Source organism: Streptomyces sp. NPDC002793, from assembly GCF_040295485.1.
Classification (GTDB): domain Bacteria; phylum Actinomycetota; class Actinomycetes; order Streptomycetales; family Streptomycetaceae; genus Streptomyces.
The window spans coordinates 20,019-44,017 of record NZ_JBEOVL010000037.1 but is presented as its reverse complement, the minus strand read 5'-3'; the positions used below and the strand labels follow the sequence as shown (position 1 = coordinate 44,017).

Genomic DNA, 23,999 nt, shown 5'->3' with positions numbered 1-23,999 from the left:
CGCTGGTGACCAGCGAGATCACTCTCTTCGTCAATCCCACCGCGGGCAGCGGCCGGGGCGCGCGTGCCGCGCGGCCGGCCGCTTCCGCTCTGCGGGACGCCGGCTTCTCCGTACGGACGGTTCTCGGCGAGGACGCCGACGACGCCCTGCGGCGGGCCCGGGACGCGGTGGCGGGCGGGACCGGCGCACTGATAGCCGTGGGCGGGGACGGCATGGTGTCCCTCGCCCTTCAGGCTGTCGCCGGCACCTCGACGCCGCTCGGCGCCGTCGCCGTGGGCACCGGGAACGACTTCGCCCGCGCCCTCGGGCTGCCGATACGGGATCCGGCCGCCGCCGGCCGGCTGGCCGCCGAGGTGCTCAGGGCCGGGCGGGGGCGCGCGATCGACCTGGGGCGGGTCGGGGAGCGCTGGTTCGGCTCGGTGCTGGCCTCGGGCTTCGACTCACGGGTCAACGACCGGGGGAACCGGATGCGCTGGGTGGGCGGGCGCTTCAAGTACGACCTGGCGATCCTCGCCGAGTTGGCGGCCTTCCGGCCGATCCCGTACCGGGTGAGGCTGGACGGCGGGCCGGTGACCGAGATCGAGGCGACGCTGATCGCGGTGGGCAACGGGACGACGTACGGCGGCGGGATGCGGATCTGCGCCGACGCGGTCATGGACGACGGCCTCTTCGACGTGACACTGGTCGGCGACTGCGGCCGGGCCACCCTGCTCAAGGTCTTCCCGAAGGTGTACAGGGGGACGCACCTCGGGCACCCGGTGGTCACCGTGCACCGGGTGTCCTCGATAGAGCTGGCCGCGGCCGGTGTCACGGCCTACGCGGACGGTGAACCCTTCGGCGCACTGCCGGTCCACGCCACCTGCGTACCGGGCGCGGTCAGGGTCCTCGCACCGTGAAATAAAGATCGGGCTGACTGTCATACGGGGCGGGTAGGCTCGTATCAAGATGACAGAGGACCTCTCACCAGCTGAGCGATACCAGGCGTCCCGGGTCCGTGCGGCCGAGCAGGCCACGGCCCTCGGGCCCTTTCGCGAGATGTACGAATTCGGACTGGACCCGTTCCAGATCGAGGCATGCCAGGCCCTGGAGGCCGGCAAGGGGGTGCTGGTCGCGGCCCCCACCGGGTCGGGCAAGACGATCGTCGGTGAATTCGCCGTTCACCTGGCCCTGGAGCAGGGCCGCAAGTGTTTCTACACGACACCCATCAAGGCGCTGTCCAACCAGAAGTTCACCGATCTCGTCCGGCGCTACGGCGCGGACAAGGTCGGTCTGCTGACCGGTGACAACAGCGTCAACGCGGACGCGCCCGTGGTCGTGATGACGACCGAGGTCCTGCGCAACATGCTGTACGCGGGCTCCCGGTCCCTCACCGGCCTCGGCTACGTGGTCATGGACGAGGTGCACTACCTCTCGGACCGCTTCAGGGGCGCGGTGTGGGAGGAAGTGATCATCCACCTGCCGGAGTCCGTGACCCTGGTGTCGCTCTCGGCGACGGTGTCCAACGCCGAGGAGTTCGGTGACTGGCTGGACACCGTCCGCGGCGACACCCAGGTGATCGTCTCCGAGCACCGGCCGGTGCCGCTGTGGCAGCACGTCATGGCCGGGCGCCGGATGTACGACCTCTTCGAGGAGGAGACGGACCACGGCGGCCGGGGCACAGGCCGCCGCGAGGTCAATCCCGACCTCGTCAGGCTCGCCCGGATGGAGAACCAGCGCGGGTACAACCCGCGCGAGCGCCGGCGCGGGAAGATGGTGCGCGAGGCGGACCGGGAGCGCGAGCGCCGTCAGCGCAGCCGGATCTGGACCCCGTCCCGCGCCGAGGTCATCGACCGGCTCGACGCCGAAGGGCTCCTGCCCGCCATCACCTTCATCTTCAGCAGGGCCGGCTGCCAGGCGGCCGTCCAGCAGTGCCTGCAGGCAGGGCTGCGGCTGAACGACGAGGACAAGCGTCAGCTGGTGCGGGAGATCGTCGAGGAGCGGACGGCGTCGATTCCCCCCGAGGACCTCCATGTCCTCGGGTACTACGAGTGGCTCGAAGGCCTGGAGCGGGGCATCGCCGCCCACCACGCCGGAATGCTGCCGACCTTCAAGGAGGTCGTGGAGGAGCTGTTCGTCCGGGGTCTGGTCAAGGCGGTCTTCGCGACCGAGACGCTGGCGCTCGGCATCAACATGCCCGCGCGTTCCGTGGTGCTCGAGAAGCTCGTCAAGTGGAACGGCGAGCAGCACGCCGACATCACGCCCGGCGAGTACACCCAGCTGACCGGACGGGCCGGGCGTCGAGGTATCGACGTCGAGGGCCACGCGGTGGTCCTCTGGCAGCGGGGCATGGACCCGGGCGCGCTCGCCGGACTCGCGGGCACACGCACGTATCCGTTGCGCTCCAGCTTCCGGCCCTCGTACAACATGGCCGTCAATCTCGTGCAGCAGTTCGGGCGGCACCGCTCGCGTGAGCTGCTGGAGACCTCCTTCGCGCAGTTCCAGGCCGACCGGTCCGTGGTCGGGATCTCCCGGCAGGTCCAGCGCAACGAGGAGGGCCTCGCCGGTTACAAGGAGGGCATGACCTGCCACCTCGGGGACTTCGAGGAGTACGCGGGGCTGCGCCGCGCGCTCAAGGACCGTGAGACGGAGCTGGCCAAACAGGGCGCGGCCCAGCGTCGGGCCGCCGCGGCCACGTCACTGGAGAAGCTGAAGCCGGGTGACGTCATCCACGTCCCCACGGGCAAGTTCGCCGGACTCGCGCTGGTCCTCGACCCAGGGCTGCCCGGGGGGCGGACCGACGGTCATCGCGGCCTGGAGTACCACGACGGACCGCGACCCCTGGTGCTGACCGCCGAGCGACAGGTCAAGCGGCTGGCTCACATCGACTTCCCGGTGCCGGTCGAGGCGCTGGAGCGGATGCGGGTGCCCAGGTCGTTCAACCCCCGTTCCCCGCAGTCCCGTCGTGACCTGGCCTCCGCCCTGCGGAGCAAGGCCGGCCACATCGACCCGGGGCGCCACCGCAAGCAGCGGGCCGCCGCGGCCGACGACCGGGAGATCGCCCGGCTCCGCACGGAGTTGCGGGCCCATCCCTGCCACGGATGCGACGAGCGTGAGGACCACGCGCGCTGGGCGGAGCGCCATCACCGGCTGCGGCGCGACACCCGGCAGCTGGAGCAGCGCATCGAGGGCCGGACGAACACCATCGCCCGGACCTTCGACCGCATCGTCGCGCTCCTCACCGAGCTCGACTACCTCCGGGGCAACGAGGTCACCGACAACGGGCGGCGGCTGGCCCGGCTCTACGGAGAGCTCGACCTTCTGTCCAGCGAGTGTCTGCGGGAGGGGGTCTGGGAGGGGCTCAACCCAGCCGAGCTCGCCGCGTGCGTCTCCGCGCTCGTCTACGAGGCGCGGCAGGCCGACGACGCGATCGCGCCGAAGCTGCCCTCCGGACCGGCGAAGGCCGCGATGGGCGAGATGGTCCGCATCTGGGGCCGTCTCGACGCCCTGGAGGAGGACTTCAAGATCAGTCAGACGGAGGGGGTCGGTCAGCGCGAACCCGATCTCGGCTTCGCCTGGGCGGTCTACATGTGGGCTTCCGGACGGACGCTGGACGAGGTGCTCCGTGAGGCGGAGATGCCGGCCGGTGACTTCGTGCGGTGGTGCAAGCAGGTCATCGACGTACTCGGCCAGATCGCGGCAGCCGCACCCCGGGACGGCAGTTCGGTCGCGAAGAACGCCCGCAAGGCCGTGGACGCGGTTCTGCGGGGCGTGGTGGCCTACAGCTCCGTCGGGTGAACGAGCGGCCCGGGCGACCGGGTCGACATGGGCCGACGAGTGGCCACGGGCGGGTCGGTGCCTGTGGCCACTCCCGGGCTTCCTCCCGTCAGGTGCTCTTCCTGTTCTTCATCGAGAGTCCCGCGCAGGCCGCCCCCAGCAAGATCGCCAGACCACCGACGATCACGTTGTTGAGGACGACGCCCATGTCCGGGCTCTGGCCCACGATCCAGGTCGACACGATGAGCCATGCGCCCAGGGCGACGATGGCCATGCTCATCCCGGTCATCCGCTCGGGCATGGCGGTGAAGCAGAGCGCCAGCACGGCTATCGCGATCCCGATGACCAGGTTGTGCGTCACCAGGGAGGGCTGGCTCGCGGTGAAGTGAAGCACCCACGGCGAGACGGCGCAGTACAGGCCGAGCAGGAACACCGGGGCGTCGGCACCGGCCGTGGTGCGGCGCCCGCCGACCACGCGGTCGTGGCGCGCCCGCATTTCCTCGGCGTCGGGGTGGCCGGAGATGTCCCTGCCGGCGTGGGAGATGTTGCTCATGAGGATGTTCTCCTTCGCACTCGCTGGAGCGACCGCGCTCGGGGGCCACGGTCATCAGCTCTCCTGACCAGTGTGCTCTTATATGTCCCTTATGTGTAGTTTTCTGGTCGGTTGATTCCCGCACTTCCGCGGGCCCCGGGTCCGCGCGGGACGACACTGAGCCCCGGGGGCCGCGCCGCTCCTGTCGGGTGGGAGGGCGCAGTCCACGGGGCTCGTCGGTGTCGTGCCGTCAGCGGGCTGACCGCACGTCGGCTCAGCTCGCCGGCATCAGGACGGTGTCCACGATGTAGACCGTCGCGTTGGCGGTCGGGACGTTGCCGCAGACGACCTTCGAGGAGTCGTTCACGGTGTAGGACGTGTCCGCCCCCGACGTCGTCAGCTTCGTCTTGGCCAAGGTGTCGAAGGAGCCCTGCTCCAGCTGCGTCGGGGTCAGCTTCTCACCGACCACGTGCCCGGTGAGCACCTCGGTGAGCCCGGCCTTGTCGGCGAGCAGCTTGTCCAGGTCGGCCTTCGGGATCTTGGCGAAGGCGTCGTCGGTCGGGGCGAACACCGTGATGTTCTCGGCACTGTTCAGCGTGTCGACGAGGCCGGCCTGCTTGACGGCCGCGACGAGTGTGGAGAGCGCCGGGTTGTTCGACGCGGCCGTGGCGACCGGGTCCTGCGCCATGCCGGCGAAGGAGCCCGCTCCGTCCTTCGGGACCGACGCACAGCCCGGCCCGAACGGCTCGTCCATGGGCTGGGCCTCCTTGGCCGGTGCGCTCGACGCGGCCTTGTCCGCACCGGAGCCCGCCTCGGACGCGGAGGTCCCGGAGTCGCCGGAGCAGGCGGTCAGGGCGAGCGGCAGCAGCGCCACGGCGGAGACGGTGACGGCCATGCGGCGCAGGTGACGGTTGTTCATGGTGTTCTCCTGATGTGATCGTTGAGCAACAGAGGGGAAAGGAAGGGAAATCGGGCTCCAGGGCCGGCGGTCAGGTCACGTCGACCACCACCGAGTGCCATCCGGTCGCACCGTCGGGCACGGTGCCGACCCGCTCGTCGGTCTGGGTGGCGCCGGTCCGGTCCGTCGCGCGGACCTCGAGGGTGTGGTGGCCGGTCGTGGCGGGCCACTCCCACACCCATTGGCGCCAGGTGTCCCGGCCGGCCTCCGCGGCCAGCCGCGCCGTGTGCCACTCGCCTCCGTCGACCCGGACCTCGACCCGTGCGATGCCCCGGTGCTGGGCCCACGCGACACCGGCGACCGGCACGGTCCCCGGACGCGGGGCGGCGAAGGGACGGGGCGTGTCGATGCGTGACTGGGTCTTGACCGGAGCCTCACGCGACCAGTCGCGCTCGACCCAGTAGGCGTCGTACGCGTCGAACGTCGTGAGCTCGATGTCCTGGATCCACTTGCACGCCGAGACGTAGCCGTAGAGCCCAGGGACGACCATCCGGACCGGGAAACCATGGTCGAACGGCAGCGGTTCGCCGTTCATCCCGACCGCGAGCAGTGCGTCACGGCCGTCCATGACCTTCTCGACCGGAGTACCGATGGTCATCCCGTCCACGGAACGCGCCACGAGCTGATCCGCCGGTCCGCCCTTCGACGGTGGCTTCACCCCGGCCTCGCCCAGCAGGTCGGCCAGGCGTACGCCGATCCAGCGGGCGTTTCCCACGTAAGGGCCGCCCACCTGGTTGGAGACACAGGTCAGCGTGATGTCGCGTTCCACCAGCTCGCGCTCCAGGAGGTCCTGGAAGCTCAGGGTGACGGGGCGCGCCACCCCCTTGCCGTGGATCCGCAGCCGCCACCGGCCGGCGTCGACACGCGGGACCACCAGAGCGGTGTCCACCCGGTAGAAGTCCTTGTTCGGCGTGGTGAAGGAGCTCAGGCCCCGGAGACCCAGATCCGCGCCGCCCGGTATCGCGGGTGCGGGTGAGGCCGGAGCCGGGAGGGTGACGCCGCCGCGTGAGGCGGAGACCCCGGCCAGCCGGGACTCCTGGAGCCTCCGGCCCAGGAGTCCCGCGCCGGCCGAGGCCGCCGCCGTCGCGGTCGCCGCGATGACGAATCCGCGGCGGTCGAAGGCGCCCGGTGCCACGCCGTCCGTCTCCCCAGCCGCGGGAGGCGGCGCGAGCAGCCGTCCGGCCAGGAGATACAGCACTCCCGCGGCCACGAACGCGCCCACGACCGAGGGCAGTACGTCACCAGGGCGGCCCTCCGGCCGCCCTGCCGCGGACACTGCCCCGACCACGCCGAAGACCAGTACGGCCGCAGCGCCGGTCCACCGGTGCCGCAGCGCGAGGACCCCCACCGCCATGGCGAAGACCGCCAGGAGGACGAGGATCCCGAGCTGCAGCACCAGCTTGTCGTCCGTGCCGAAGTTCCGTACGGCGAAGTCCTTGACCGCCGCGGGAGTGCGGTCGATGACCGCCCCGCCCACGGCCGTGACCGGACCCGACTCGGGACGTACGGCGGCGGCGACCAGTTCGGCGACACACAGGGCGGTGAACCCGGCGATCAGACCGCTGGACGCGGCGGATGCCACGCGCGGCCAGCGGGATCGCCGGGACCCGGAGGCCCCTTGCTTCTGCGAAACGTATCGGTCTGTTCTCACACCGGGGATTCGACGCCGATCACCCGGCGGATTGGTCGTTCACCCGATCGAAGGAAGTCCGATCATCGGCCAATCCGCCGCGTCCGCTGTCTCGAATGACCTCTGAGGGCCACTCCAACAGGGCCCTGACCAGGCACACGACACCGGAAGGAACCCGGATGGCAGGGGAACGGCGGCGCACAGCCGTAGTGGGCGGCGGGGTGGCGGGGCTGACCGCCGCTCACGTCCTGGGCCGGGCGCACGACGTGACGCTCATCGAGGCGGACCCGCGCGTCGGCGGGCACGCGCACACCCACGACGTGAGCTCGTCCGACGGCCGGACCCACCGCGTCGACTCGGGGTTCATCGTGCACAACCGGCGTACGTACCCGCATCTGCTGCGCCTCTTCGACGAACTCGGAGTCCTCACCCAGGAGTCGGAGATGAGCATGTCCGTGCGCTGCGAGGGGTGCGGACTGGAGTACGCGGGCGCCCGGGGCGCCGCCGGGCTGTTCGCCCGCCCGGGATCCGTACTCAGGGGCCCGTACCTGAGGATGCTGACCGAGGTGCCCCGATTCCACCGGGCGGCCAAGGCGCTGCTCGCCGTGCCCGAGGGCACCGGGGTCATGACCCTCGGCGAGTTCGCGGCACGGGGCCGGTTCTCCCCGTACTTCTCCGCGCACTTCCTGACGCCGATGGTCTCGGCCGTCTGGTCCTGCGACCCGGTGACCGCCCTGCGCTACCCGGCCCGCTACCTCTTCCGCTTCCTGGACCACCACGGGATGCTCTCGATCGGCGACTCACCGGTCTGGCGGACCGTCACCGGCGGATCACGCGCATACGTCGACCGCGTCACCGAGCAGGTGCACTCCGTGCGCACCGCAGCCCCGGTACGGAAGGTGCGCCGGCACGGCGACGGCGTGGAGATCGTCACCGAGGACGGCGCCACCGAGGAGTACGACGCGGTCGTCGTCGCCACCCACCCCGACCAGGCGCTGCGGCTGCTCGCCGACCCCACCGACGAGGAGCGCCGCACCCTCGGAGCGTTCCGCTACTCCCGCAACACCACGCTGCTGCACACCGACACCACACTGCTGCCCCGCAGCCGTGGGGCTGCCGCGTCCTGGAACTACCTGATGCCACGCTGCTCGGCCGACGCCGACCGCGTCACCGTCAGCTACGACATGAACCGGCTCCAACGGCTGGACGCCCCCGAGCGGTTCGTCGTCACCCTGAACGGAGCCGACCGTGTCGACCCGGACCTCGTCCGGGCCCGCATGGTCTACGAACACCCCGTCTTCACACCGGATTCGGTGGCCGCGCAGGCTCGGCTGCCTGCCCTGTCGGGACCCGTCACCGCCTTCGCCGGGGCCTACCACGGCTGGGGATTCCACGAGGACGGCTGCCTTTCCGGAGTGCGGGCCGCCGAGGCGCTGGGCGTGACCTGGTGAACGCCCTCTACCCCTGCACCATCACCCACGTACGGACCGCACCCCGCAGATACGCCCTGCGGCACCGCACCTTTCTCTGGCTCATCGACCCGGACCAGCCGCCGCGGCTGCCGGCCGTGCTGCGTCCGCTGGCCCGCTTCGACGCCCGGGACCACTTCGGCGGCACCGCCCCCACCATCCGGGCCGGGCTCGCACGGTTCCTCCGCGCCCGGGACATCGACCTCGCGGACGGAACCGTCACCATGCTCACCCAGGCCCGTGTCCTCGGCCACGTCTTCAACCCGCTGACCGTCTACTGGTGCCACCGGCCCGACGGCACCCCGCTCTGCGTCGTCGCCGAGGTGCACAACACCTACGGGGAACGCCACAGCTACCTGCTGCGGACGGACGCGGCGGGCCGGGCGGTGACCGGTAAGGACTTCTACGTCTCGCCGTTCTTCCCCGTGGACGGCGACTACCGGATGCGGCTCCCCGAACCGGGCCCCCGGCTGAACCTGACGGTCCACCTGGAGCGCGCGGAGTCACGCCCGTTCACCGCGACCGTACGCGGTACCCGGCGTCCCGGCACCCCCGCCCAGCTGGTCCGGCTGTTCCTGCGTCACCCCTTCTCCACCGCGGTGACCTCCGCCGCGATCCGGCTGCACGGCATCCGGCTCCTCCTGCACAGGCTCCCCGTGCAGCCACGTCCCCGTCATCACACCCAGGAAGGCATGCGGTGAAGGTGCCCACCTCCCCCGTCTCATCTCATTCCCCCGCCCCGGCCGGCCTCGGCATACCGGCCCGGACCGGCCCCGCCACCGACCCCGGGGCAGGGGTCGATCCCGGGCGCTGGCCCGACGTCGCCTCCCTGCCACCGGCCTCCGGGGCGCGGACCGCCGTGGCGGAGCGGCTCGTACGCCACGCGCTCGCCCGGCTCCCGCTGCGCGCCGGGCTCGCCGGTACCGACAGCATCGGGCTGGGCGGGCCCCTCATGGAGATCCGCGAACCCGACGCCTTCTTCCGGCGGATCGGAGCGAGCGGACTCATCGGCTTCGGCGAGTCGTACATGGCGGGCGAGTGGGACTCTCCCGACCTCGTCGGCGTCCTCACGGTCCTCGCGGGGAACGCGGCCGGCCTCGTGCCCGCACCCCTGCAGAAGCTGCGGAGGCTGTGGGCCCTTCGGCAGCCCGCCGCCCGGGCGAACACCCCCGAGGGGGCCCGCGACAACATCAGTCACCACTACGACCTGTCGAACGACCTCTTCGCCCTCTTCCTCGACGACACCCTCACGTACTCCGCCGCCGTCTTCCGCGGATTCCCCGCCGAGCGGGAACTGCTGTCCGCCGCCCAGCACCGCAAGATCGACCGGCTGCTGGACCTGGCCGGTGTGCGCGACGGCACGGAGCTGCTGGAGATCGGCACCGGCTGGGGTGAACTCGCCGTACGGGCGGCCGCTCGGGGAGCCAGGGTCACCACCCTCACCCTCTCCCGGGAACAGCAGCAGCTGGCCCGGGACCGGATCGGCGAGGCGGGCCACCAGGACCGCGTCGACGTACGGCTCAGCGACTACCGGGACGTCACCGGCGCGTACGACGCGGTCGTCAGCGTCGAGATGATCGAGGCGGTCGGGGCGGAGTTCTGGCCGGAGTACTTCCGGACCCTGGACCGCTGCCTGGCCCCCGGCGGTCGGATCGCGCTCCAGGCGATCACGATGCCGGACGACCGGATGCTGGCCAGCCGCAGCACCTACACCTGGATCCAGAAGTACATCTTCCCCGGCGGACTGCTGCCCTCCACCGAGGCGATGGAGCGCGTCACCGTCGGCCACACCTCCCTGCGGACGGTGCGGCGCGACGGCTTCGGCGCCCACTACGCCGAGACCCTGAGGCTGTGGCGCGAACGCTTCACGGAGCGGGCCGCGGAGGTCGAGGCGCTCGGCTTCGACGCGACCTTCCGCCGTATGTGGACCTTCTACCTCGCCTACTCCGAGGCCGGCTTCCGGTCCGGCTATCTCGACGTGCAGCAGATTCTCCTGACCCGTGAGGACACCGCGTGAACACAACGACCGACACCCCGGGGGGCGCGGCGCAGCGGATCGCGCCCGTCATCGAGCAGTTCCTGGGCGGTCCCCCGCCGGTCAGGATCAGGATGTGGGACGGCAGCGAGACCGGACCCAGGGAAGCCCCCACGGTGCACGTGCGCTCCCGGAGGGCGCTTCGCCGGCTCCTGTGGCAGCCGGGCGAACTCGGGCTCGCCGAGGCCTACATCACCGGTGACATCGACATGGACGACGACCTGGCGGACGGGCTGCGCGCGCTGCGCCGCGCCGCAGGGGCGCACGGCCCCCGGCCGCCCCGCCCCCGTACCGCCGACCGCCTCCGGGCGGTCGGCACCGCGCTGCGGCTCGGTGCGGTCGGGCTCCGTCCCCCGACCCCGGCGGCGCGCGCGGGGCTCCGGGGCGCGCCGCACAGCAGGGCACGCGACCGGGCGGCCATCAGCCACCACTACGACCTCTCCAACGCCTTCTACTCCCTGCTGCTCGACGAGACCATGGCGTACTCCTGCGGCTACTGGGCCGGTGACGCCCCCGACTACGGGCCGGCCGACGCCCAGCGCGACAAGCTGGAGCTGATCTGCCGCAAGCTCGGCCTGACGGCCGGCGCCCGCCTCCTCGACATCGGCTGCGGCTGGGGCTCCCTGACGCTCCACGCGGCGGCCCGGCACGGAGTCCGGGTCACCGCCGTCACGCTCGCCGCCGAACAAGCGGCGTACGTACGCGGGCAGGTGGAGGCGCGCGGCCTGGAGGACCTCGTCGAGGTGCACCACTGCGACTACCGGGACATCACGGGTCTGCCCGGCTTCCGGGGCGGGTACGACGCCGTGTCCACCATCGAGATGGGGGAGCACGTCGGCGACGACCGGTACCCGGCGTTCACCGCCCTGCTCCACTCCGTGCTCAGGCCCCGGGGACGCGCCCTGGTCCAGCAGATGTCCCGAGGCTCGACCGCCCCCGGCGGCGGGGCGTTCATCGAGGCCTACATCGCACCCGACATGCACATGCGCCCGCTCGGCGAGACCGTGGCCCTGCTGGAGGGCGCCGGGCTCGAGGTCCGGGACGTCGAGTCGATGCGGGAGCACTACGTCCTCACCGTCGAGGCCTGGCACCGCACCCTGGAGGAGCGCTGGCCCGAATTCGTCGCGCTGGTGGGTGAGGAGACCGCTCGGGTGTGGCGCCTCTACCTGGTGGGCGGCGCCCTCGCCTTCGAGGAACGGCGCATGGGCGTCGACCAGATCCTCTCGGTGCGCCCCGACGCCGCCGGATCGGCGGGCCCGGCCGCCACCCGCCGCAGCTGGTACGCGAGGACCGGTGGCGAGCCCGGCGGACCGGCGGAAGCGGACGACCGGACGGCCACCCGGTGAGCGGCTTCGGATGGGCGGAGTTCGCCCGGGGCCTGCCGGTGGCGGCGGGCGCCGCCCTCGCCGTCATGCTCGTGACGTTCCTGATCGCCCTGCGCAAGGGCGTGCACCGCATCGTCGACGTCGCCTGGGGACTCGGCTTCGCGGCCGTCGCCCTCGTGTCGTACGCCCTGTCGTCCGGCGACGGCGACGACGGCCGCCGCGCCCTGGTGACGGTGCTCACCGTCGTCTGGGGTCTGCGGCTGGCCGTGCACATCGGCCGGCGGGGCCGTGGCCACGGCGAGGACCCGCGCTACGCGGCCATGCTCGCCAAGGCGCCGGGCAACTCCGACCTGTACGCCCTGCGCACGGTGTATCTCCTCCAGGGCGCGCTCGTCTGGCTGATCTCCCTGCCGGTGCAGGCGGCCGGCCACCTCACGGGACCGCTCGGCGGGTGGGCCTGGGCAGGCACGGCGCTGTGGGCGGTGGGTCTCGGCTTCGAGACGGTGGGGGACGCCCAACTCGCGCGGTTCAAGGCCGATCCCGCCAACAAGGGGCGGATCATGGACACCGGTCTGTGGTCCTGGACCCGCCACCCCAACTACTTCGGGGACTTCTGCGTCTGGTGGGGGCTGTTCCTCGTCGTCTGCCCGAACCCGGCGGTCGCCGCCGCGACGCTCGTCTCGCCCGTCGTCATGAGCCTGCTGCTGACCAGAGGCAGCGGGAAGGCGCTGCTGGAGCGGCACATGGCAGGACGCCCCGGGTACGCGGGCTACCGGGCCCGCACCAGCGGCTTCTTCCCGCGCCCGCCCCGCCAGCCCTGAGCCGGCCCTGAGACGGAGCGTGGGCGCGCCCCGGCATGGGGCGCGCCCACGTGGGCTCAGGCGTCCTGGAACTCCATCAGGGCCACCGGCTCGGACGTCGGCTGTTCGGATCCGCCCGCCGGTTCCACGGTGATGCCCATGCCGGACGCGCGGTCCACCGGACCGTCCAGCAGAACGGCGTCATCCGTGGCGGACGGGTTCATCAGACCGGCCGCACGCATGGTGCCGCCGTCGTCGAACCACAGCTGGTACACCGTGCCGCCGGGTGGCCGTGCCATGTCCGACGCGAGGAACACCGCACGGTTCACGCTCTGCGACACCACCACCGTGCCCCGTGCCCCGCCCCCGAGATCCGCGGCGCTGGTCCTGGCGTCCGGCGCGGTCAGCACCCGCGCCACCTGCGCGTTGTGCTGTTCGGCCCGGGCGGTCTCCTGCCGGGCGTCCCGCGCGACCTGGTTCTGCCACACGGCGACGCCACCGAAGGCTGCAGCGGCGGCGACGCAGGCGGCGAGCGCATACGTCGACCAGCGGCCGGCCCGGCCGGCGGAGCCCCCGGAACCGGCACCCCGGGCCCGGGGCGGCGGCTCCTGCCGTACGGTCGCGATGTCGCGCAGCACCCGGTCCCTCAGCCCCGGGGGCGGGGTGGCGGACACGGCGAGCCCCAGCCGGGCGGCGGTGGCGGACAGCTCCCGCACCTCCTGGGCGCACGCCTCGCACGCACCCAGATGCCGTTCGAACGCGACGCGCTCCTCGTCCGGCAGCGCGTGCAGGGCGTAGGCCCCGGTCAGTGTGTGCAGCTCGGCCGTGTTCATGCGTTCACCCCCAGGCAGTCGCGCAGCCGGATGAGTCCGTCGCGCAGCCGTGTCTTGATGGTTCCCAGTGGTACGGACAGCAGCTCGCCGACCTCGCGATAGGTCAGTCCGCGGTAGTACGCCAGCGTCACCGACTCCCGCTGGAGCTCGGAGAGCGTCCGCAGACAGCGCCGGACCTGCTCCCTCTCCAGCCGGCTCTCGACCTGCTCGGACACCTCGTCGAACTCCGGGGTGCGGTCGAGCAGGGCCGCCTTGTGCTCCCGCGCCGCGGTCGCCTCGGCCGACCTGACCCGGTCCACCGCCCGGTGGTGGGCGAGCGTCAGCACCCAGTTCATGGCGCTGCCGCGGGACGCCTGGTAGCGGGGGGCGGTGCGCCACACCTCGACCAGGACCTCCTGGGCCACCTCCTCCGACTGGGCCGGGTCGCGGAGCACGCTCCGCACCAGGCCGAGGACCGGCCCGCTGACCTGGTCGTACACCTGGGTGAAGGCGGCCTGGTCGCCTCGGGCGACCCGGCCGAGCAGCTCCTGCAGGCCAGGGCCCGACGAAGGGACCCCACTGATGTGTACGGCTTCTCTCACGCGGACGGTCCTCCCGGAGCACGCAACGGTTTCCTGGGTGATTCGGAGCCGGCGGCCCGGAGGATTGGTCGGACGCTTCAGTGATCGGCCGGTCCGCCCACCTTCTCGTACGCACGCCCCGCCGGCCGGGACCGGGTGCGCCGTGCCGCACGGACGACGAGGAGGACCACCAGCCCGATCGGTGAGAGCAGGATCGTCATCACCAGGAGCGGACCCGTCACCAGCGGGGACATACCCAGCCTGCGGGACTCCAGGAACATCCACTGCCCCAGCAGCAGATCCCAGGCGATGATCTGCGCCCAGACGGCCCCGGCGCCGTTCGCCAGCGAGGTGAGGTCGCGGAACGCGTCGATGTCCGGGCTGCTCACCGCGGCCCACAGCTCCGGGAACACCGGCGCGGCCATCACCGCCCAGAGGGTCAGCACCGGCAGGACGGTCAGCGGCGAGGACGCCACGCGCGCGGTGGGACGCCAGTTCGGCGCGAAGATCATGAGCAGCCAGAACGGGGCGGCCGCCATGAACGTGATCTCGAAGAGCGCACCGGTCATGACACGAGCTCCTTGTCCGGCGCGGTGGCCGACGAGGCGGGGGCGGCCGGGCGGAGTGCGACGAGGGCCCCCGTGGCCGTCGCGACGACGATCAGCCCCGCGGCGGCGAGTGTCGTGCCGTCGGGATGGACCAGCGGCTGGCCGCGCAGCGCCTGCCAGGTCACCAGAGCGACGACCGCCGCGTACGCACCGGAGGTGACGAGCACCAGCCGCAACCGCACACGCGGGTCGCGCAGCCGGGCGATCCGGGGCGCGAGGAGGATCAGGACGACCAGGAACAGCGGGAGCGCCTGCAGGGCGTGCATGCCGACGAAGTGCGGGATGCGCAGGTCGCCGCCCGTCGTCGACCAGCCGGTCAGCCGCATCGTGGGCCCACCGTCCGGCACACCGACCGCGTGGGCGCCGACCACGTCCGCGGTGTCGAGACCGCCGGCCGCCCGCTGTCCGGCGGACGGCTGGGACATCAGGAAGCCGAACCCCGCGCCCACCAGGGCGATCAGCACCCCCGAGCGGACGGCCCAGGCCGAGGCACGGTCGGCGATCCGTGCGCGGAGCAGCAGGAGCGCGATGACGAGCGTGCCGGCCCAGAGGACGACGACGGTGGCGGCCATCGCGTCGTACAACGCCGAGTCGAGCGGGGTCTCGTGGTTGAAGTGGCTCCGCTTCCCCCTGATCACCTGGGCGGTGATGATCACCATCTCTCCGGCGCACGCCAGGGCGACCACGGTGCCGGCCCACCGGCCGACGCGCCGGCCGCGGGTCAGCAGCGTCAGCATCCAGGCCAGGGACAGCGCGTACGCCACGAACGAGACGGCGAACTTGAACGGTTTGGCCCAGATCGGCGCGCCCGCGAGGACGCGGTCGTCCACCAGGATCCCCACCGCTGAGACGACGGACATCACGATCATCGAGGCGGCGAACAGGACCAACGGCCTGTGCCATGTGCGCCATGACTGCATAGGTCCCCCCAGGGACATTATGGATAGTGGCACTTCCCGCTATCCGATAGGGGGACTATCTATGATGGAGATCGACATGGCAACTCCTGGAGGTTGAACACACAGTGCGCATCGGCGAATTGAGCCGCAGGTCCGGGGTCCCCGTACCGACGATCAAGTACTACGTACGCGAGGGACTGCTGTCCGCCGGCGTTCTGACCAGCCCCAACCAGGCCCGTTACGACGACGGGCACGAGCGCAGGCTGCGGCTGATCCGCGCGCTCCTGGACGTCGGAGGGCTGTCGCTGTCCGCCATCGCGGAGGTCCTGGAGGCCGTCGACGATCCAGGGCAGCCGGTGCACAAGGTGCTCGGTGAGGCGGCCAGGCGCATCACGCCCGAGGGGTCCGAGGAGTCCGGGCGGACCGAGGAGGGGCCCGAGTCCGCCGAGGCCCGCGAGGAGGTCGCCGCGCTGCTGGAGCGGCGCGGGTGGTTCGCGCGTGCGGACGGTTCGGCGGGGCGGTCACTGGCGAATGTGCTGGCGGCCCTGCGCCGGGCGGGACACGCCGGATTCGTCGAGCTGCTCGACGTCTACGCGGACGCGGCGGAGTCCGTCGCCCGCGCGGACCTCGACTACGTCCGGCGACGGGTGGCGCGCGAGGACCTGGTGGAGGGCGTGGTGGTCGGCACGGTGCTCGGCGAGGCCATGCTCGGCGCCCTCAGGCGGCTCGCCCATGTGGACGCCTCCGCCCGCGCCTACGAGGCCGGGGCGGAGGAGGCCGGGGAGTGAGGGCACGCACGGAACCCGGTCACCGTCCAGGACGGTGACCGGGTTCCGGAGGAGCGGGGAAGGCTACGCGGCGCTCTCCTGCTCGCGCTCCACCTGCTCGTTCCACTCACGCTTGACCGCGCGCCAGGCGTCGTCGTTCTGGCCGAGGCGCCAGTAACCCGAGATCGACAGCTGCCGGAGGGGGATGCCCCGCTCCAGACGGAGGTGGCGACGGATCTCCTTCACGAAGCCCGCCTCGCCGTGGACGAAGGCCTGTACCTCGCCCTCGGGGAACTCCAGCCCGGTCACGGCCGCGACGAGGGCCTCACCGACCGGGCGGTCGTCGCGGTGCAGCCAGGTGAGCGAGACGCCGTCCGGGGCGGTGAGCTTCTGCTCCTCCGAGGCGTCCGCCACCTCCACGTAGGCGTGGACCGTCGCACCCTGCGGCATCTGCTCCAGTGCGGCGGCGATCGCCGGCAGAGCGCTCTCGTCGCCCACCAGCAGATGCCAGTCGGCCGAGGCCTCCGGCGCGTAACCGCCGCCGGGGCCGAGGAACGTCACCTGGTCGCCGGGCCGGGCCCGCGCGGCCCAGGGGCCCGCCAGGCCCTCGTCGCCGTGCACCACGAAATCGACCGCGAGCTCCCGGGCGCCGGGATCCCAGGAGCGCACCGTGTACGTGCGGGTGGTGGGCCACAGCTCGCGGGGGTACTCCTCGCGGATGCGGGCCATGTCGAAGGGGTGACCGTAGTCCGCGCCCTCGGGGGCGAAGCACAGCTTGATGTAGTGATCGGTGTGTCCTCCGAGGGTGAAGCCGGCCAGGCCGTCGCCACCGAGGATCACGCGAACCATGTGCGGGGTGATCTGTTCGGTGCGCAGAACCTGCGCCCCCTGCGCCTGCGGTGTCCGGCGTTGCGGCCGCTCTGCCACGAGGGTCTCCCTGAGGTCGGCGTCATTGACGTACTGCATAGTTAGGCTTACCTAAGCTAGCACTTTCACGACTGGAGCGTCAGGAGCAGGCGTTGCAGGGAGTTCCCCAGGCCCCACCGTGTCGCGAGGGTCTCCAGGGCCGCGGGGTCGCGCGGTTCGCGGGGGAGCGCCGGGTCGAACGCGGGCAGCGGGACGTCGCCGGCCACGCGGACCACCTTCGGGGCGACCGCCACGTAGTCCCTGGCCTCGTCCAGCCGCTTGCGCTGGGACGGGGTCAGCCGGGAGGCGGGGTCGTCCACCGCGGCCATGATCCCGGCCAGGTCGCCGAAGGCGTCCAGCAGCTTCGCCGCCGTCTTCTCGCCGATGCCGGGAACCCCCGGCAGTCCGTCGCTCGGATCGCCACGCAGCAGGGCCAGATCGACGTATCCGCTGCCGTCCACGCCGTACTTGCCCCGCAGCCAGGCCTCGTCCGTCATCTGGAGCGTGCCCACCCCCTTCAGGGGGTAGAGCACCCGTACCTCGCGGGCGTCGTCGACCAGCTGGTACAGATCGCGGTCCCCGGTCACGATGTCCACCGGACCGGTGGCCCGCCCGGCCAGCGTGCCGATCACGTCGTCAGCCTCGTACGGAGAGACGCCCACCCGGGCGATCCCGAGGGCGTCCAGCACGGCCTCGATCACCGGGACCTGCGGGGAGAGGGTGTCGGGGACCTCCTCCTCGTCGGGGCGTCCCTCGGCGGTCTCGACGGCCACGCGGTGCGCCTTGTAGGTCGGGATCAGATCGACCCGCCACTGCGGGCGCCAGTCCGCGTCCATGCAGGCGACCAGGTCGTCCGGCCGGTGGTCCTGCACGAGTCTGGCGATGAAGTCGAGCAGGCCGCGCACGGCGTTCACCGGGGTGCCGTCCGGTGCGCGCACCGAGTCCGGGACGCCGAAATAGGCGCGGAAGTAGAGGGAGGCGGTGTCGAGGAGCATCAGGCGTCGCGTCACACCCCCGATCATGCCCCACCCCACCGACACGCCCGGGCCGACAAGCGCGCGGTTCCCGCATCCACCGGCTTCCGTAGTGAGCTGGGTCACACAAGTGTTTGGTTCGTGTAAGCGGGGGCAGGCGCGGCATCGGAGCGGACCACGTCCATCTTTCAACCGATGCGCGTGCTCTGCGGACCGACTCCGCACCGCTCCACGGTCTGCCGGCGGGTGTGGCGGACCGTTTCGGTTCAACGCGTGAGGTGTATGTGTCAAGGCTGCAAGCGGAGCACCTGTACAAGGTGTTCGGCAGACGACCCGATCAAGCCGTGCAGAAGCTCGAGAGCGGTACCCACCGCGACGAGCTGCGCGCCGACGGAACGACCGCAGCGGTGATCGACGCCTCGTTCACCGTGGAACCGGGACAGATCTTCGTCGTCATGGGGCTCTCCGGATCGGGGAAGTCCACGTTGCTGCGGATGCTCAACGGTCTGCTGGAGCCGACGGCCGGCCAGGTGCTGTTCGACGGCCAGGACCTGACCGCCCTCAGCGCCCGTGACCTGCGCACCGTCCGTTCCACCAAGATCAGCATGGTCTTCCAGCACTTCGCGCTGTTCCCGCACAGGAGCGTGCTCGAGAACGCCGCGTACGGCCTGGAGGTCCAGGGCGTACCGCGTGCCGAACGCGAGAAGCGGGCCGCCGAGGCGCTGCAGATGACCGGGCTCGCCGGCTGGGAGAAGTCCTGGCCCGACGAGCTGTCCGGCGGCATGCAGCAGCGTGTGGGACTGGCCCGCGCGCTCGCCACCGACGCCGACCTGCTGCTGATGGACGAGTCCTTCAGCGCGCTGGACCCGCTGATCCGGCGCGACATGCAGGACCAGCTCCTGGAGCTGCAGAAGCGGCTGAAGAAGACCATCGTCTTCATCACCCACGACCTCAACGAGGCCATGCGTCTCGGCGACCGCATCGCCGTGATGCGCGACGGCGAGATCGTCCAGCAGGGCACGGCCGAGGACATCCTCGTCCGGCCGTCCAACGACTACGTCGCGTCCTTCATCCAGGACGTGGACCGCTCCCGGGTGCTCACCGCCGGTTCGATCATGGAGGCGCCCGAAGCGGGGCGCTCCGACGAGGACCTGATGGCCGACGCTCCCGCGACCGTGGCCGCCGACACGCCCATAGCCGAGCTCTTCACCCCCTGCTCCACCAGCGGGTTCGCCGTGGCCGTCACCGACGAGGACGGCGGCGTCATCGGCGTCGTCCCGCGCAGCAGGCTGCTCGCCGCGCTCGGCGAGGAACCGCAGGTCGAGGCCGCCGTCCCGGCCCAGCGGGACACCAAGAAGGTGAACGCCGGTGCCTAGGCTCTCCTTCGGCGCGTGGGTCGAGGACGCGGTCGACTGGCTCCAGTCGAACCTCACCTGGATCTTCGACGCCATCAAGACCGTGCTCGGCGGCATGTACGACGGTGTCAACGCCGTGCTGGGCGGCGGTGAGCCCCTGCTCCTGGCCGGGATCTTCGCCGTCGTCGCGTTCTGGCTGCGGGGTGTGTTCCCCGCCGTGCTCACCTTCGTGGGCTTCGCGCTCATCGACTCCCTCGCCCTCTGGGACGAGGCGATGGCCACGCTGTCGCTGGTCGTCGTGGCAGCCGTCATCACGATCGTGATCGCGGTGCCCACCGGCATCTGGGCGGCGCGCAACAACAGGGTCAGCGCCGCGCTGCGGCCGGTGCTCGACGTCATGCAGACGATGCCCGCCTTCGTCTACCTGATCCCGGGCGTCATGTTCTTCGGCGTCGGAGTCACCCCCGGCGTGATCGCCACCATCGTCTTCGCGATGCCGCCCGGCGTCCGGATGACCGAGCTCGGCATCCGCCAGGTCGACGGCGAGCTGGTCGAGGCGGCCCAGGCCTTCGGCACCACGCCCAAGCACACCCTCACCCGGGTGCAGCTGCCGCTCGCCCTGCCGACGATCATGGCCGGGATCAACCAGGTCATCATGCTGGCGCTGTCGATGGTCGTCATCGGCGGCATGGCAGGCGCAGGCGGCCTCGGTGAGAAGGTCTACGCGGCGATCACCCAGCTGCAGGTCGGCCTCGCCGCCGAGAGCGGCATCGCCGTCGTCATCCTCGCCATGTACCTGGACCGGATGACCGGCGCGCTCAACGAGCGGGTCTCCCCGCTCGGCCGCCGCGCAGCCGCCAAGGTCGCCGCAGGCGCCCGGCGCCTCAAGTTCGCGCACTACAAGCCGGGAACCGCCGTCGCCATGACCGGTGTCGTCGTTCTCGCGCTCATCGCGGGCGGCCTCAACATCGCCGGCTCCGGCGACTCGAAGGCCACCACGGCCGACAGCGGCGACGTCGGCAAGGGCCAGAAGATCAACATGGGGTACATCCCCTGGGACGAGGGCATCGCCTCCACCTTCCTGTGGAAGGAGATCCTGGAGCAGCGCGGTTACGAGACCGGGATCACCCAGCTCGACGCCGGCCCGCTCTACTCCGGGGTCGCCCGCGGCGACATCGACTTCCAGACCGACTCTTGGCTGCCGACCACGCACAAGGACTACTGGGACAAGTACAGCGACCAGCTGGACGACCTGGGCTCCTGGTACGGGCCGACCTCGCTGGAGCTGACGGTCCCGTCGTACGTCAAGGGCATCGACTCGCTGGCGGACCTCAAGGGCCAGGGCAAGAAGTTCGACGGCAAGATCATCGGCATCGAGGCCAGCGCCGGGATGATGGGCACCCTGAACAAGAAGGTGCTCAAGGAGTACGGCCTGGAGGGCGAGTACGAGGTGGTCTCCTCCAGCACCTCGTCGATGCTGGCCGAGCTCAACGCCTCCATCAAGAAGAAGGAGCCGGTCGTGGTGACCCTGTGGTCGCCGCACTGGGCCTACGGCAAGCACGACCTGAAGAAGCTCGAGGACCCGAAGGGTGCCTGGGGCAAGGGCGAAGAGGTGCACACCGTCGCCCACAAGGGCTTCGCCAAGAAGGCACCCGCCGTCGCGGACTGGCTGAAGAAGTTCAAGCTGACCGAGGAGCAGCTCACCGGCCTGGAGAACGAGATCCAGGAAGCCGGTCAGGGCAAGGAGCAGGACGGCGTCCGCGCCTGGCTGAAGAAGAACCCGGGCCTCGTCGACCAGCTGGCCCCGCTGCCCGGCGGCTCGAAGCAGCAGGGCAAGGACGCCGGCAAGACCGTCGACATGGGGTACTTCCCATGGGACGAGGCCATCGCCAGCACCTACCTCTGGCAGAACGTGCTGGAGGACCGGGGCTACAGGACGACGGTCAAGCAGCTCGACCCGGGCCCGCTCTACACCGGCCTCGCGCAGGGGCAGCTGGACGTCCAGTTCGACTCCTGGCTGCCGACCACGCACAAGGACTACTGGGACAAGTACAAGGACGACCTCGTCGATCTCGGTTCCTGGTACGGGCCGACCTCGCTGGAGCTGACGGTCCCGTCGTACGTCAAGGGCATCGACTCGCTGGCGGACCTCAAGGGCCAGGGCAAGAAGTTCGACGGCAAGATCATCGGCATCGAGTCGAGCGCCGGGATGATGGGCACCCTGAACAAGAAGGTGCTCAAGGAGTACGGCCTGGAGGGCGAGTACGAGGTGGTCTCCTCCAGCACCTCGTCGATGCTGGCCGAGCTGAACCGCTCGATCAAGAAGAAGGAGCCGGTCGTGGTGACCCTGTGGTCGCCGCACTGGGCCTACGGCAAGCACGACCTGAAGAAGCTCGAGGACCCGAAGGGTGCCTGGGGCGAGGGCGAGGAGATCCACACCGTCGCCAAGAAGGACTTCGCCGAGGACTTCCCGGAGCTGACCGGCTGGCTGAAGGACTTCGAGCTCACCGAGGCGCAGCTGGCCTCCCTCGAGGTGGAGATGCAGAACGGCGGCGCCGGCAAGGAGAAGGAGTCCGCCCGACGCTGGATGGACGCCAACCCGGACGTGGTGGCGAAGATGGCGCCCGTCACCGGGTGACCCTCTGATCCGCACACCTCCGCCACGACGAAGGGGACGGCACCGGTAGCGAACCGGAGCCGTCCCCTTCAGGCTGGTCGGGGGGAGCCGCCCCCGAACGCCCCCGTCCCCCCGCGGGGGAGGCCGTTACGCCCCGTGGCGCGAAGGACATGCGTAGGGTGCTGGCAACCGGGAGGATGGCGATCCGGGGAGGGAGCCGGACATGGACGAGAAGGAAGCACTCCGCGTGGGTGCCGCGGTTCGCCGACGCCGCAGGACCCTCGGGCTGACCCTGGCCGCGGTGGCAGGGCGCAGCGGACTGTCCGTACCGTTCCTCAGCCAGATCGAGAACGAACGGGCCAGACCCAGCCCCCGGTCCCTGCACCGGGTGGCGGAGGCGCTGGAGACCACGACCGAGCGGCTGCGGGCGGCGGCGGACTCGGCCCGCGCCGTGGACGTCGTACGGGCGGACGACGAGGACGGTGTGCACCGGCTGGTGCGGGGCCGGCATCAGCTCAGTGCCCTGGAGTTCATCGGCGAGCAGGACCTCGGGCGCGAGTTCCAGCACCGCAACGACGAGGTGATGTACGTCGTGGAGGGTGCCGTCGAGGTCGAGGCCGAGGGGCAGGCCCACCGGCTGGGCCGGGGCGACACGCTCTTCCTCTCCGGCGGGGTCCGGCACCGGTGGCGGGCGACCGTCGCCGGGACGCGGCTGCTGATGGTCTCGGTGGCCGAGCACATCGACGCGACGTACGACGCACGCCGCTGACGGGACGCGGTCTCACGCGGCAGGAACCGGCAGCGGCCGGGGCCCCGCGAGCAGTACGCCGCTGAACAGCCCGCTCAGCGTCCGGGCGCCGGCGACCGCCCAGGCGGTCACCAGCAGCGCGTAGAGCGCCACGGCCAGCCACGTGAACGCGTCCAGCCCGGTGTGCCCGGCCAGCCCCGCCGCGCCGGTGACACACGTGCCGACCGGGAACGTGAAGCCCCACCAGGTCATCGTGAACCCCATGCCACGCCGGACCGCGCGCACCACCATCGCGGCGGACAGCGCCAGCCAGAGCAGTGCGAACCCCATGACCGGCACCCCGTACAGCACGGCGAACGCGCCGAAGGCAGAGGCGTAGGGCGCCGCGATCGCGCCGGGCGCCGCATCGGCCAGCTGGTTGACCGCGGTCGTGGACTGGCCGAGCGGCCCGAGCACCAGGAACAGCGTCGGGGTCAGCGCGAGCGGCAGCGGGCCCTGGTGGACCAGGCGCGCGAAGACCAGCGGCAGGACCACCAGGGTCGCCAGCAGGGACAGCCCGAACATCGCGTAGCAGGCGAGCAGCAGGGCCTCTCGCGCCTGGCCGGGCGGCAGCTCGGGCACCAGCAGCGGCCCCACCGCGGCCGACACCATCGGGGCCACCAGAGGCAGCAGCCAGACCGGGGACGCGGTGCCGTGCGCCGGCCGGTGACGCACGACCATCAGGTACGGGATCACCACCGCGGCGGTGAGTCCGGTGACCGTGCCGGCCGTGAACAGCACCGCGTCCACGGCGACGGCGGCGGGATGCCCGATGACGTCCCGTCCCACGACCAGGGTGCCGGCGCCGACGGCGAGCAGGGCCATCGACAGGCACCCGTGGAAGGGGGCCACGGACAGGTCCAGCAGGTGGGCGCGGGCCTGGTCCCGGTGGAGGAGCCAGTGCCCGGCGCGGGCAGTGAGGACCACGACGAGCAGCACCGCCGACAGCGCCCAGACAGCGAGGCAGAACGCGCGCAGGCCCGGTATCTCCACGGGCAGTGCCGCGCCCGCGGTGGCCACGACGGCGGTGCCCATGACGGTGGCGTACCAGTTGGGGCCGAGGTGCCGCAGGGCCGGGAGCCGGTGGAGGACGGTTCGGGGGGACGGCGTCCCGGTCTCGGTCCGCATAAAGATGGCCATGCCACGATCTTCGGCGGGCGGGCCGGTGCCCACCAGGGAGCGCGGGGCTAT

At 71.5% G+C, this 23,999-nt stretch carries 21 protein-coding genes; 11 read left to right on the top strand and 10 right to left on the bottom strand.

From position 1 onward, the window contains the following. Positions 1-5 precede the first annotated feature (5 nt). Both ABT001_RS28190 and ABT001_RS28185 read left to right on the top strand, forming a co-directional pair. Positions 6-896, top strand: coding sequence for a diacylglycerol kinase (locus ABT001_RS28190; protein ID WP_351283033.1), 891 nt, complete (start codon positions 6-8; stop codon positions 894-896). Between the two features lie 49 nt (positions 897-945). Continuing rightward, on the top strand, positions 946-3,774 hold the full coding sequence (locus ABT001_RS28185) for a DEAD/DEAH box helicase (protein WP_351283030.1): 2,829 nt from the start codon (positions 946-948) through the stop codon (positions 3,772-3,774). Positions 3,775-3,862: 88 nt separating this feature from the next. On the opposite strand, the gene ABT001_RS28180 is transcribed toward ABT001_RS28185, so the two are convergent. From ABT001_RS28180 to ABT001_RS28170, 3 genes are all read right to left on the bottom strand, one after another. After that, positions 3,863-4,306 (bottom strand): SPW repeat protein, encoded by a 444-nt coding sequence (locus tag ABT001_RS28180; protein WP_351283028.1) that lies wholly within the window; start codon positions 4,304-4,306, stop codon positions 3,863-3,865. A 253-nt stretch (positions 4,307-4,559) separates the two neighbouring features. Then, complete coding sequence (locus ABT001_RS28175) at positions 4,560-5,204, bottom strand: fasciclin domain-containing protein (protein WP_351283026.1); 645 nt, start codon at positions 5,202-5,204, stop codon at positions 4,560-4,562. A gap of 70 nt (positions 5,205-5,274) precedes the next feature. Next, positions 5,275-6,825: a molybdopterin-dependent oxidoreductase gene (locus tag ABT001_RS28170; protein ID WP_351283024.1), complete on the bottom strand. Its 1,551-nt coding sequence runs from the start codon at positions 6,823-6,825 to the stop codon at positions 5,275-5,277. 227 nt (positions 6,826-7,052) lie between these two features. Between ABT001_RS28170 and ABT001_RS28165 the strand changes: the two genes are divergently transcribed. From ABT001_RS28165 to ABT001_RS28145, 5 genes are read left to right on the top strand one after another with little or no spacing between them, the layout of a single operon-like run. Further along, a complete protein-coding gene (locus ABT001_RS28165) occupies positions 7,053-8,324 on the top strand; it encodes an NAD(P)/FAD-dependent oxidoreductase (RefSeq protein WP_351283022.1) in 1,272 nt (423 codons plus the stop codon). Next, positions 8,318-9,043: a DUF1365 domain-containing protein gene (locus ABT001_RS28160; RefSeq protein WP_351283101.1), complete on the top strand. Its 726-nt coding sequence runs from the start codon at positions 8,318-8,320 to the stop codon at positions 9,041-9,043. Before ABT001_RS28165 ends, ABT001_RS28160 begins: the two co-directional genes overlap by 7 nt. Positions 9,044-9,096: 53 nt before the next feature. Next, a complete protein-coding gene (locus ABT001_RS28155) occupies positions 9,097-10,359 on the top strand; it encodes a class I SAM-dependent methyltransferase (RefSeq protein ID WP_351283099.1) in 1,263 nt (420 codons plus the stop codon). Then, positions 10,356-11,723 carry a class I SAM-dependent methyltransferase gene (locus ABT001_RS28150; protein ID WP_351283019.1) on the top strand — a complete coding sequence of 456 codons (1,368 nt, stop codon included), beginning with the start codon at positions 10,356-10,358 and terminating at the stop codon, positions 11,721-11,723. Before ABT001_RS28155 ends, ABT001_RS28150 begins: the two co-directional genes overlap by 4 nt. Further along, complete coding sequence (locus ABT001_RS28145) at positions 11,720-12,523, top strand: DUF1295 domain-containing protein (protein WP_351283016.1); 804 nt, start codon at positions 11,720-11,722, stop codon at positions 12,521-12,523. Before ABT001_RS28150 ends, ABT001_RS28145 begins: the two co-directional genes overlap by 4 nt. 56 nt (positions 12,524-12,579) lie before the next feature. Here the strand turns inward: ABT001_RS28145 and ABT001_RS28140 are convergent, their stop codons facing one another. The 4 genes from ABT001_RS28140 to ABT001_RS28125 form a co-directional block, all read right to left on the bottom strand. Further along, positions 12,580-13,335: an anti-sigma factor gene (locus ABT001_RS28140; RefSeq protein WP_351283013.1), complete on the bottom strand. Its 756-nt coding sequence runs from the start codon at positions 13,333-13,335 to the stop codon at positions 12,580-12,582. Continuing rightward, positions 13,332-13,916 carry a sigma-70 family RNA polymerase sigma factor gene (locus ABT001_RS28135; RefSeq protein ID WP_351283010.1) on the bottom strand — a complete coding sequence of 195 codons (585 nt, stop codon included), beginning with the start codon at positions 13,914-13,916 and terminating at the stop codon, positions 13,332-13,334. Before ABT001_RS28135 ends, ABT001_RS28140 begins: the two co-directional genes overlap by 4 nt. Before the next feature lie 77 nt (positions 13,917-13,993). Continuing rightward, positions 13,994-14,464 (bottom strand): ABA4-like family protein, encoded by a 471-nt coding sequence (locus ABT001_RS28130; RefSeq protein WP_351283007.1) that lies wholly within the window; start codon positions 14,462-14,464, stop codon positions 13,994-13,996. Beyond that, entirely contained in the window at positions 14,461-15,423 is a 963-nt protein-coding gene (locus ABT001_RS28125; protein ID WP_351283004.1) for a hypothetical protein, read from the bottom strand. The genes ABT001_RS28130 and ABT001_RS28125 overlap by 4 nt, the downstream gene beginning before the upstream one ends. Positions 15,424-15,527: 104 nt before the next feature. On the opposite strand from ABT001_RS28125, the gene ABT001_RS28120 reads away from it, so the two are divergent. Then, positions 15,528-16,190, top strand: coding sequence for a MerR family transcriptional regulator (locus ABT001_RS28120; RefSeq protein ID WP_351283002.1), 663 nt, complete (start codon positions 15,528-15,530; stop codon positions 16,188-16,190). A gap of 63 nt (positions 16,191-16,253) precedes the next feature. Here ABT001_RS28120 and ABT001_RS28115 read toward each other — a convergent pair whose 3' ends face one another. Both ABT001_RS28115 and ABT001_RS28110 read right to left on the bottom strand, forming a co-directional pair. Beyond that, positions 16,254-17,096, bottom strand: a complete 843-nt coding sequence (locus ABT001_RS28115) for a siderophore-interacting protein (RefSeq protein WP_351283096.1) — start codon at positions 17,094-17,096, stop codon at positions 16,254-16,256. Positions 17,097-17,161: 65 nt separating this feature from the next. Beyond that, entirely contained in the window at positions 17,162-18,070 is a 909-nt protein-coding gene (locus tag ABT001_RS28110; RefSeq protein ID WP_351283094.1) for a 5'-3' exonuclease, read from the bottom strand. A 263-nt stretch (positions 18,071-18,333) separates the two neighbouring features. On the opposite strand from ABT001_RS28110, the gene ABT001_RS28105 reads away from it, so the two are divergent. The 3 genes from ABT001_RS28105 to ABT001_RS28095 all read left to right on the top strand — a co-directional run bounded on the left by ABT001_RS28105 (position 18,334) and on the right by ABT001_RS28095 (position 22,790). Continuing rightward, positions 18,334-19,425: a quaternary amine ABC transporter ATP-binding protein gene (locus tag ABT001_RS28105; RefSeq protein ID WP_351282999.1), complete on the top strand. Its 1,092-nt coding sequence runs from the start codon at positions 18,334-18,336 to the stop codon at positions 19,423-19,425. After that, positions 19,418-22,042 (top strand): ABC transporter permease/substrate binding protein, encoded by a 2,625-nt coding sequence (locus tag ABT001_RS28100; RefSeq protein ID WP_351282997.1) that lies wholly within the window; start codon positions 19,418-19,420, stop codon positions 22,040-22,042. The genes ABT001_RS28105 and ABT001_RS28100 overlap by 8 nt, the downstream gene beginning before the upstream one ends. A gap of 202 nt (positions 22,043-22,244) precedes the next feature. Continuing rightward, positions 22,245-22,790: a helix-turn-helix domain-containing protein gene (locus ABT001_RS28095; protein WP_351282995.1), complete on the top strand. Its 546-nt coding sequence runs from the start codon at positions 22,245-22,247 to the stop codon at positions 22,788-22,790. Positions 22,791-22,802: 12 nt separating this feature from the next. On the opposite strand, the gene ABT001_RS28090 is transcribed toward ABT001_RS28095, so the two are convergent. Then, positions 22,803-23,948, bottom strand: a complete 1,146-nt coding sequence (locus ABT001_RS28090; RefSeq protein WP_351282993.1) for a TDT family transporter — start codon at positions 23,946-23,948, stop codon at positions 22,803-22,805. Between the last annotated feature and the right edge of the window lie 51 nt (positions 23,949-23,999).

What these genes read in the sequence shown, in the direction of transcription:
- ABT001_RS28165 (WP_351283022.1), top strand. Translation starts at nt 7,053, where the DNA reads ATGGCAGGGGAACGGCGGCGCACAGCCGTAGTGGGCGGCGGGGTGGCG.
- ABT001_RS28095 (WP_351282995.1), top strand. Translation starts at nt 22,245, where the DNA reads ATGGACGAGAAGGAAGCACTCCGCGTGGGTGCCGCGGTTCGCCGACGC.
- ABT001_RS28185 (WP_351283030.1), top strand. Translation starts at nt 946, where the DNA reads ATGACAGAGGACCTCTCACCAGCTGAGCGATACCAGGCGTCCCGGGTC.
- ABT001_RS28090 (WP_351282993.1), bottom strand. Translation starts at nt 23,948, where the DNA reads ATGGCCATCTTTATGCGGACCGAGACCGGGACGCCGTCCCCCCGAACC.
- ABT001_RS28175 (WP_351283026.1), bottom strand. Translation starts at nt 5,204, where the DNA reads ATGAACAACCGTCACCTGCGCCGCATGGCCGTCACCGTCTCCGCCGTG.
- ABT001_RS28140 (WP_351283013.1), bottom strand. Translation starts at nt 13,335, where the DNA reads ATGAACACGGCCGAGCTGCACACACTGACCGGGGCCTACGCCCTGCAC.
- ABT001_RS28130 (WP_351283007.1), bottom strand. Translation starts at nt 14,464, where the DNA reads ATGACCGGTGCGCTCTTCGAGATCACGTTCATGGCGGCCGCCCCGTTC.
- ABT001_RS28180 (WP_351283028.1), bottom strand. Translation starts at nt 4,306, where the DNA reads ATGAGCAACATCTCCCACGCCGGCAGGGACATCTCCGGCCACCCCGAC.
- ABT001_RS28125 (WP_351283004.1), bottom strand. Translation starts at nt 15,423, where the DNA reads ATGCAGTCATGGCGCACATGGCACAGGCCGTTGGTCCTGTTCGCCGCC.
- ABT001_RS28110 (WP_351283094.1), bottom strand. Translation starts at nt 18,070, where the DNA reads ATGCTCCTCGACACCGCCTCCCTCTACTTCCGCGCCTATTTCGGCGTC.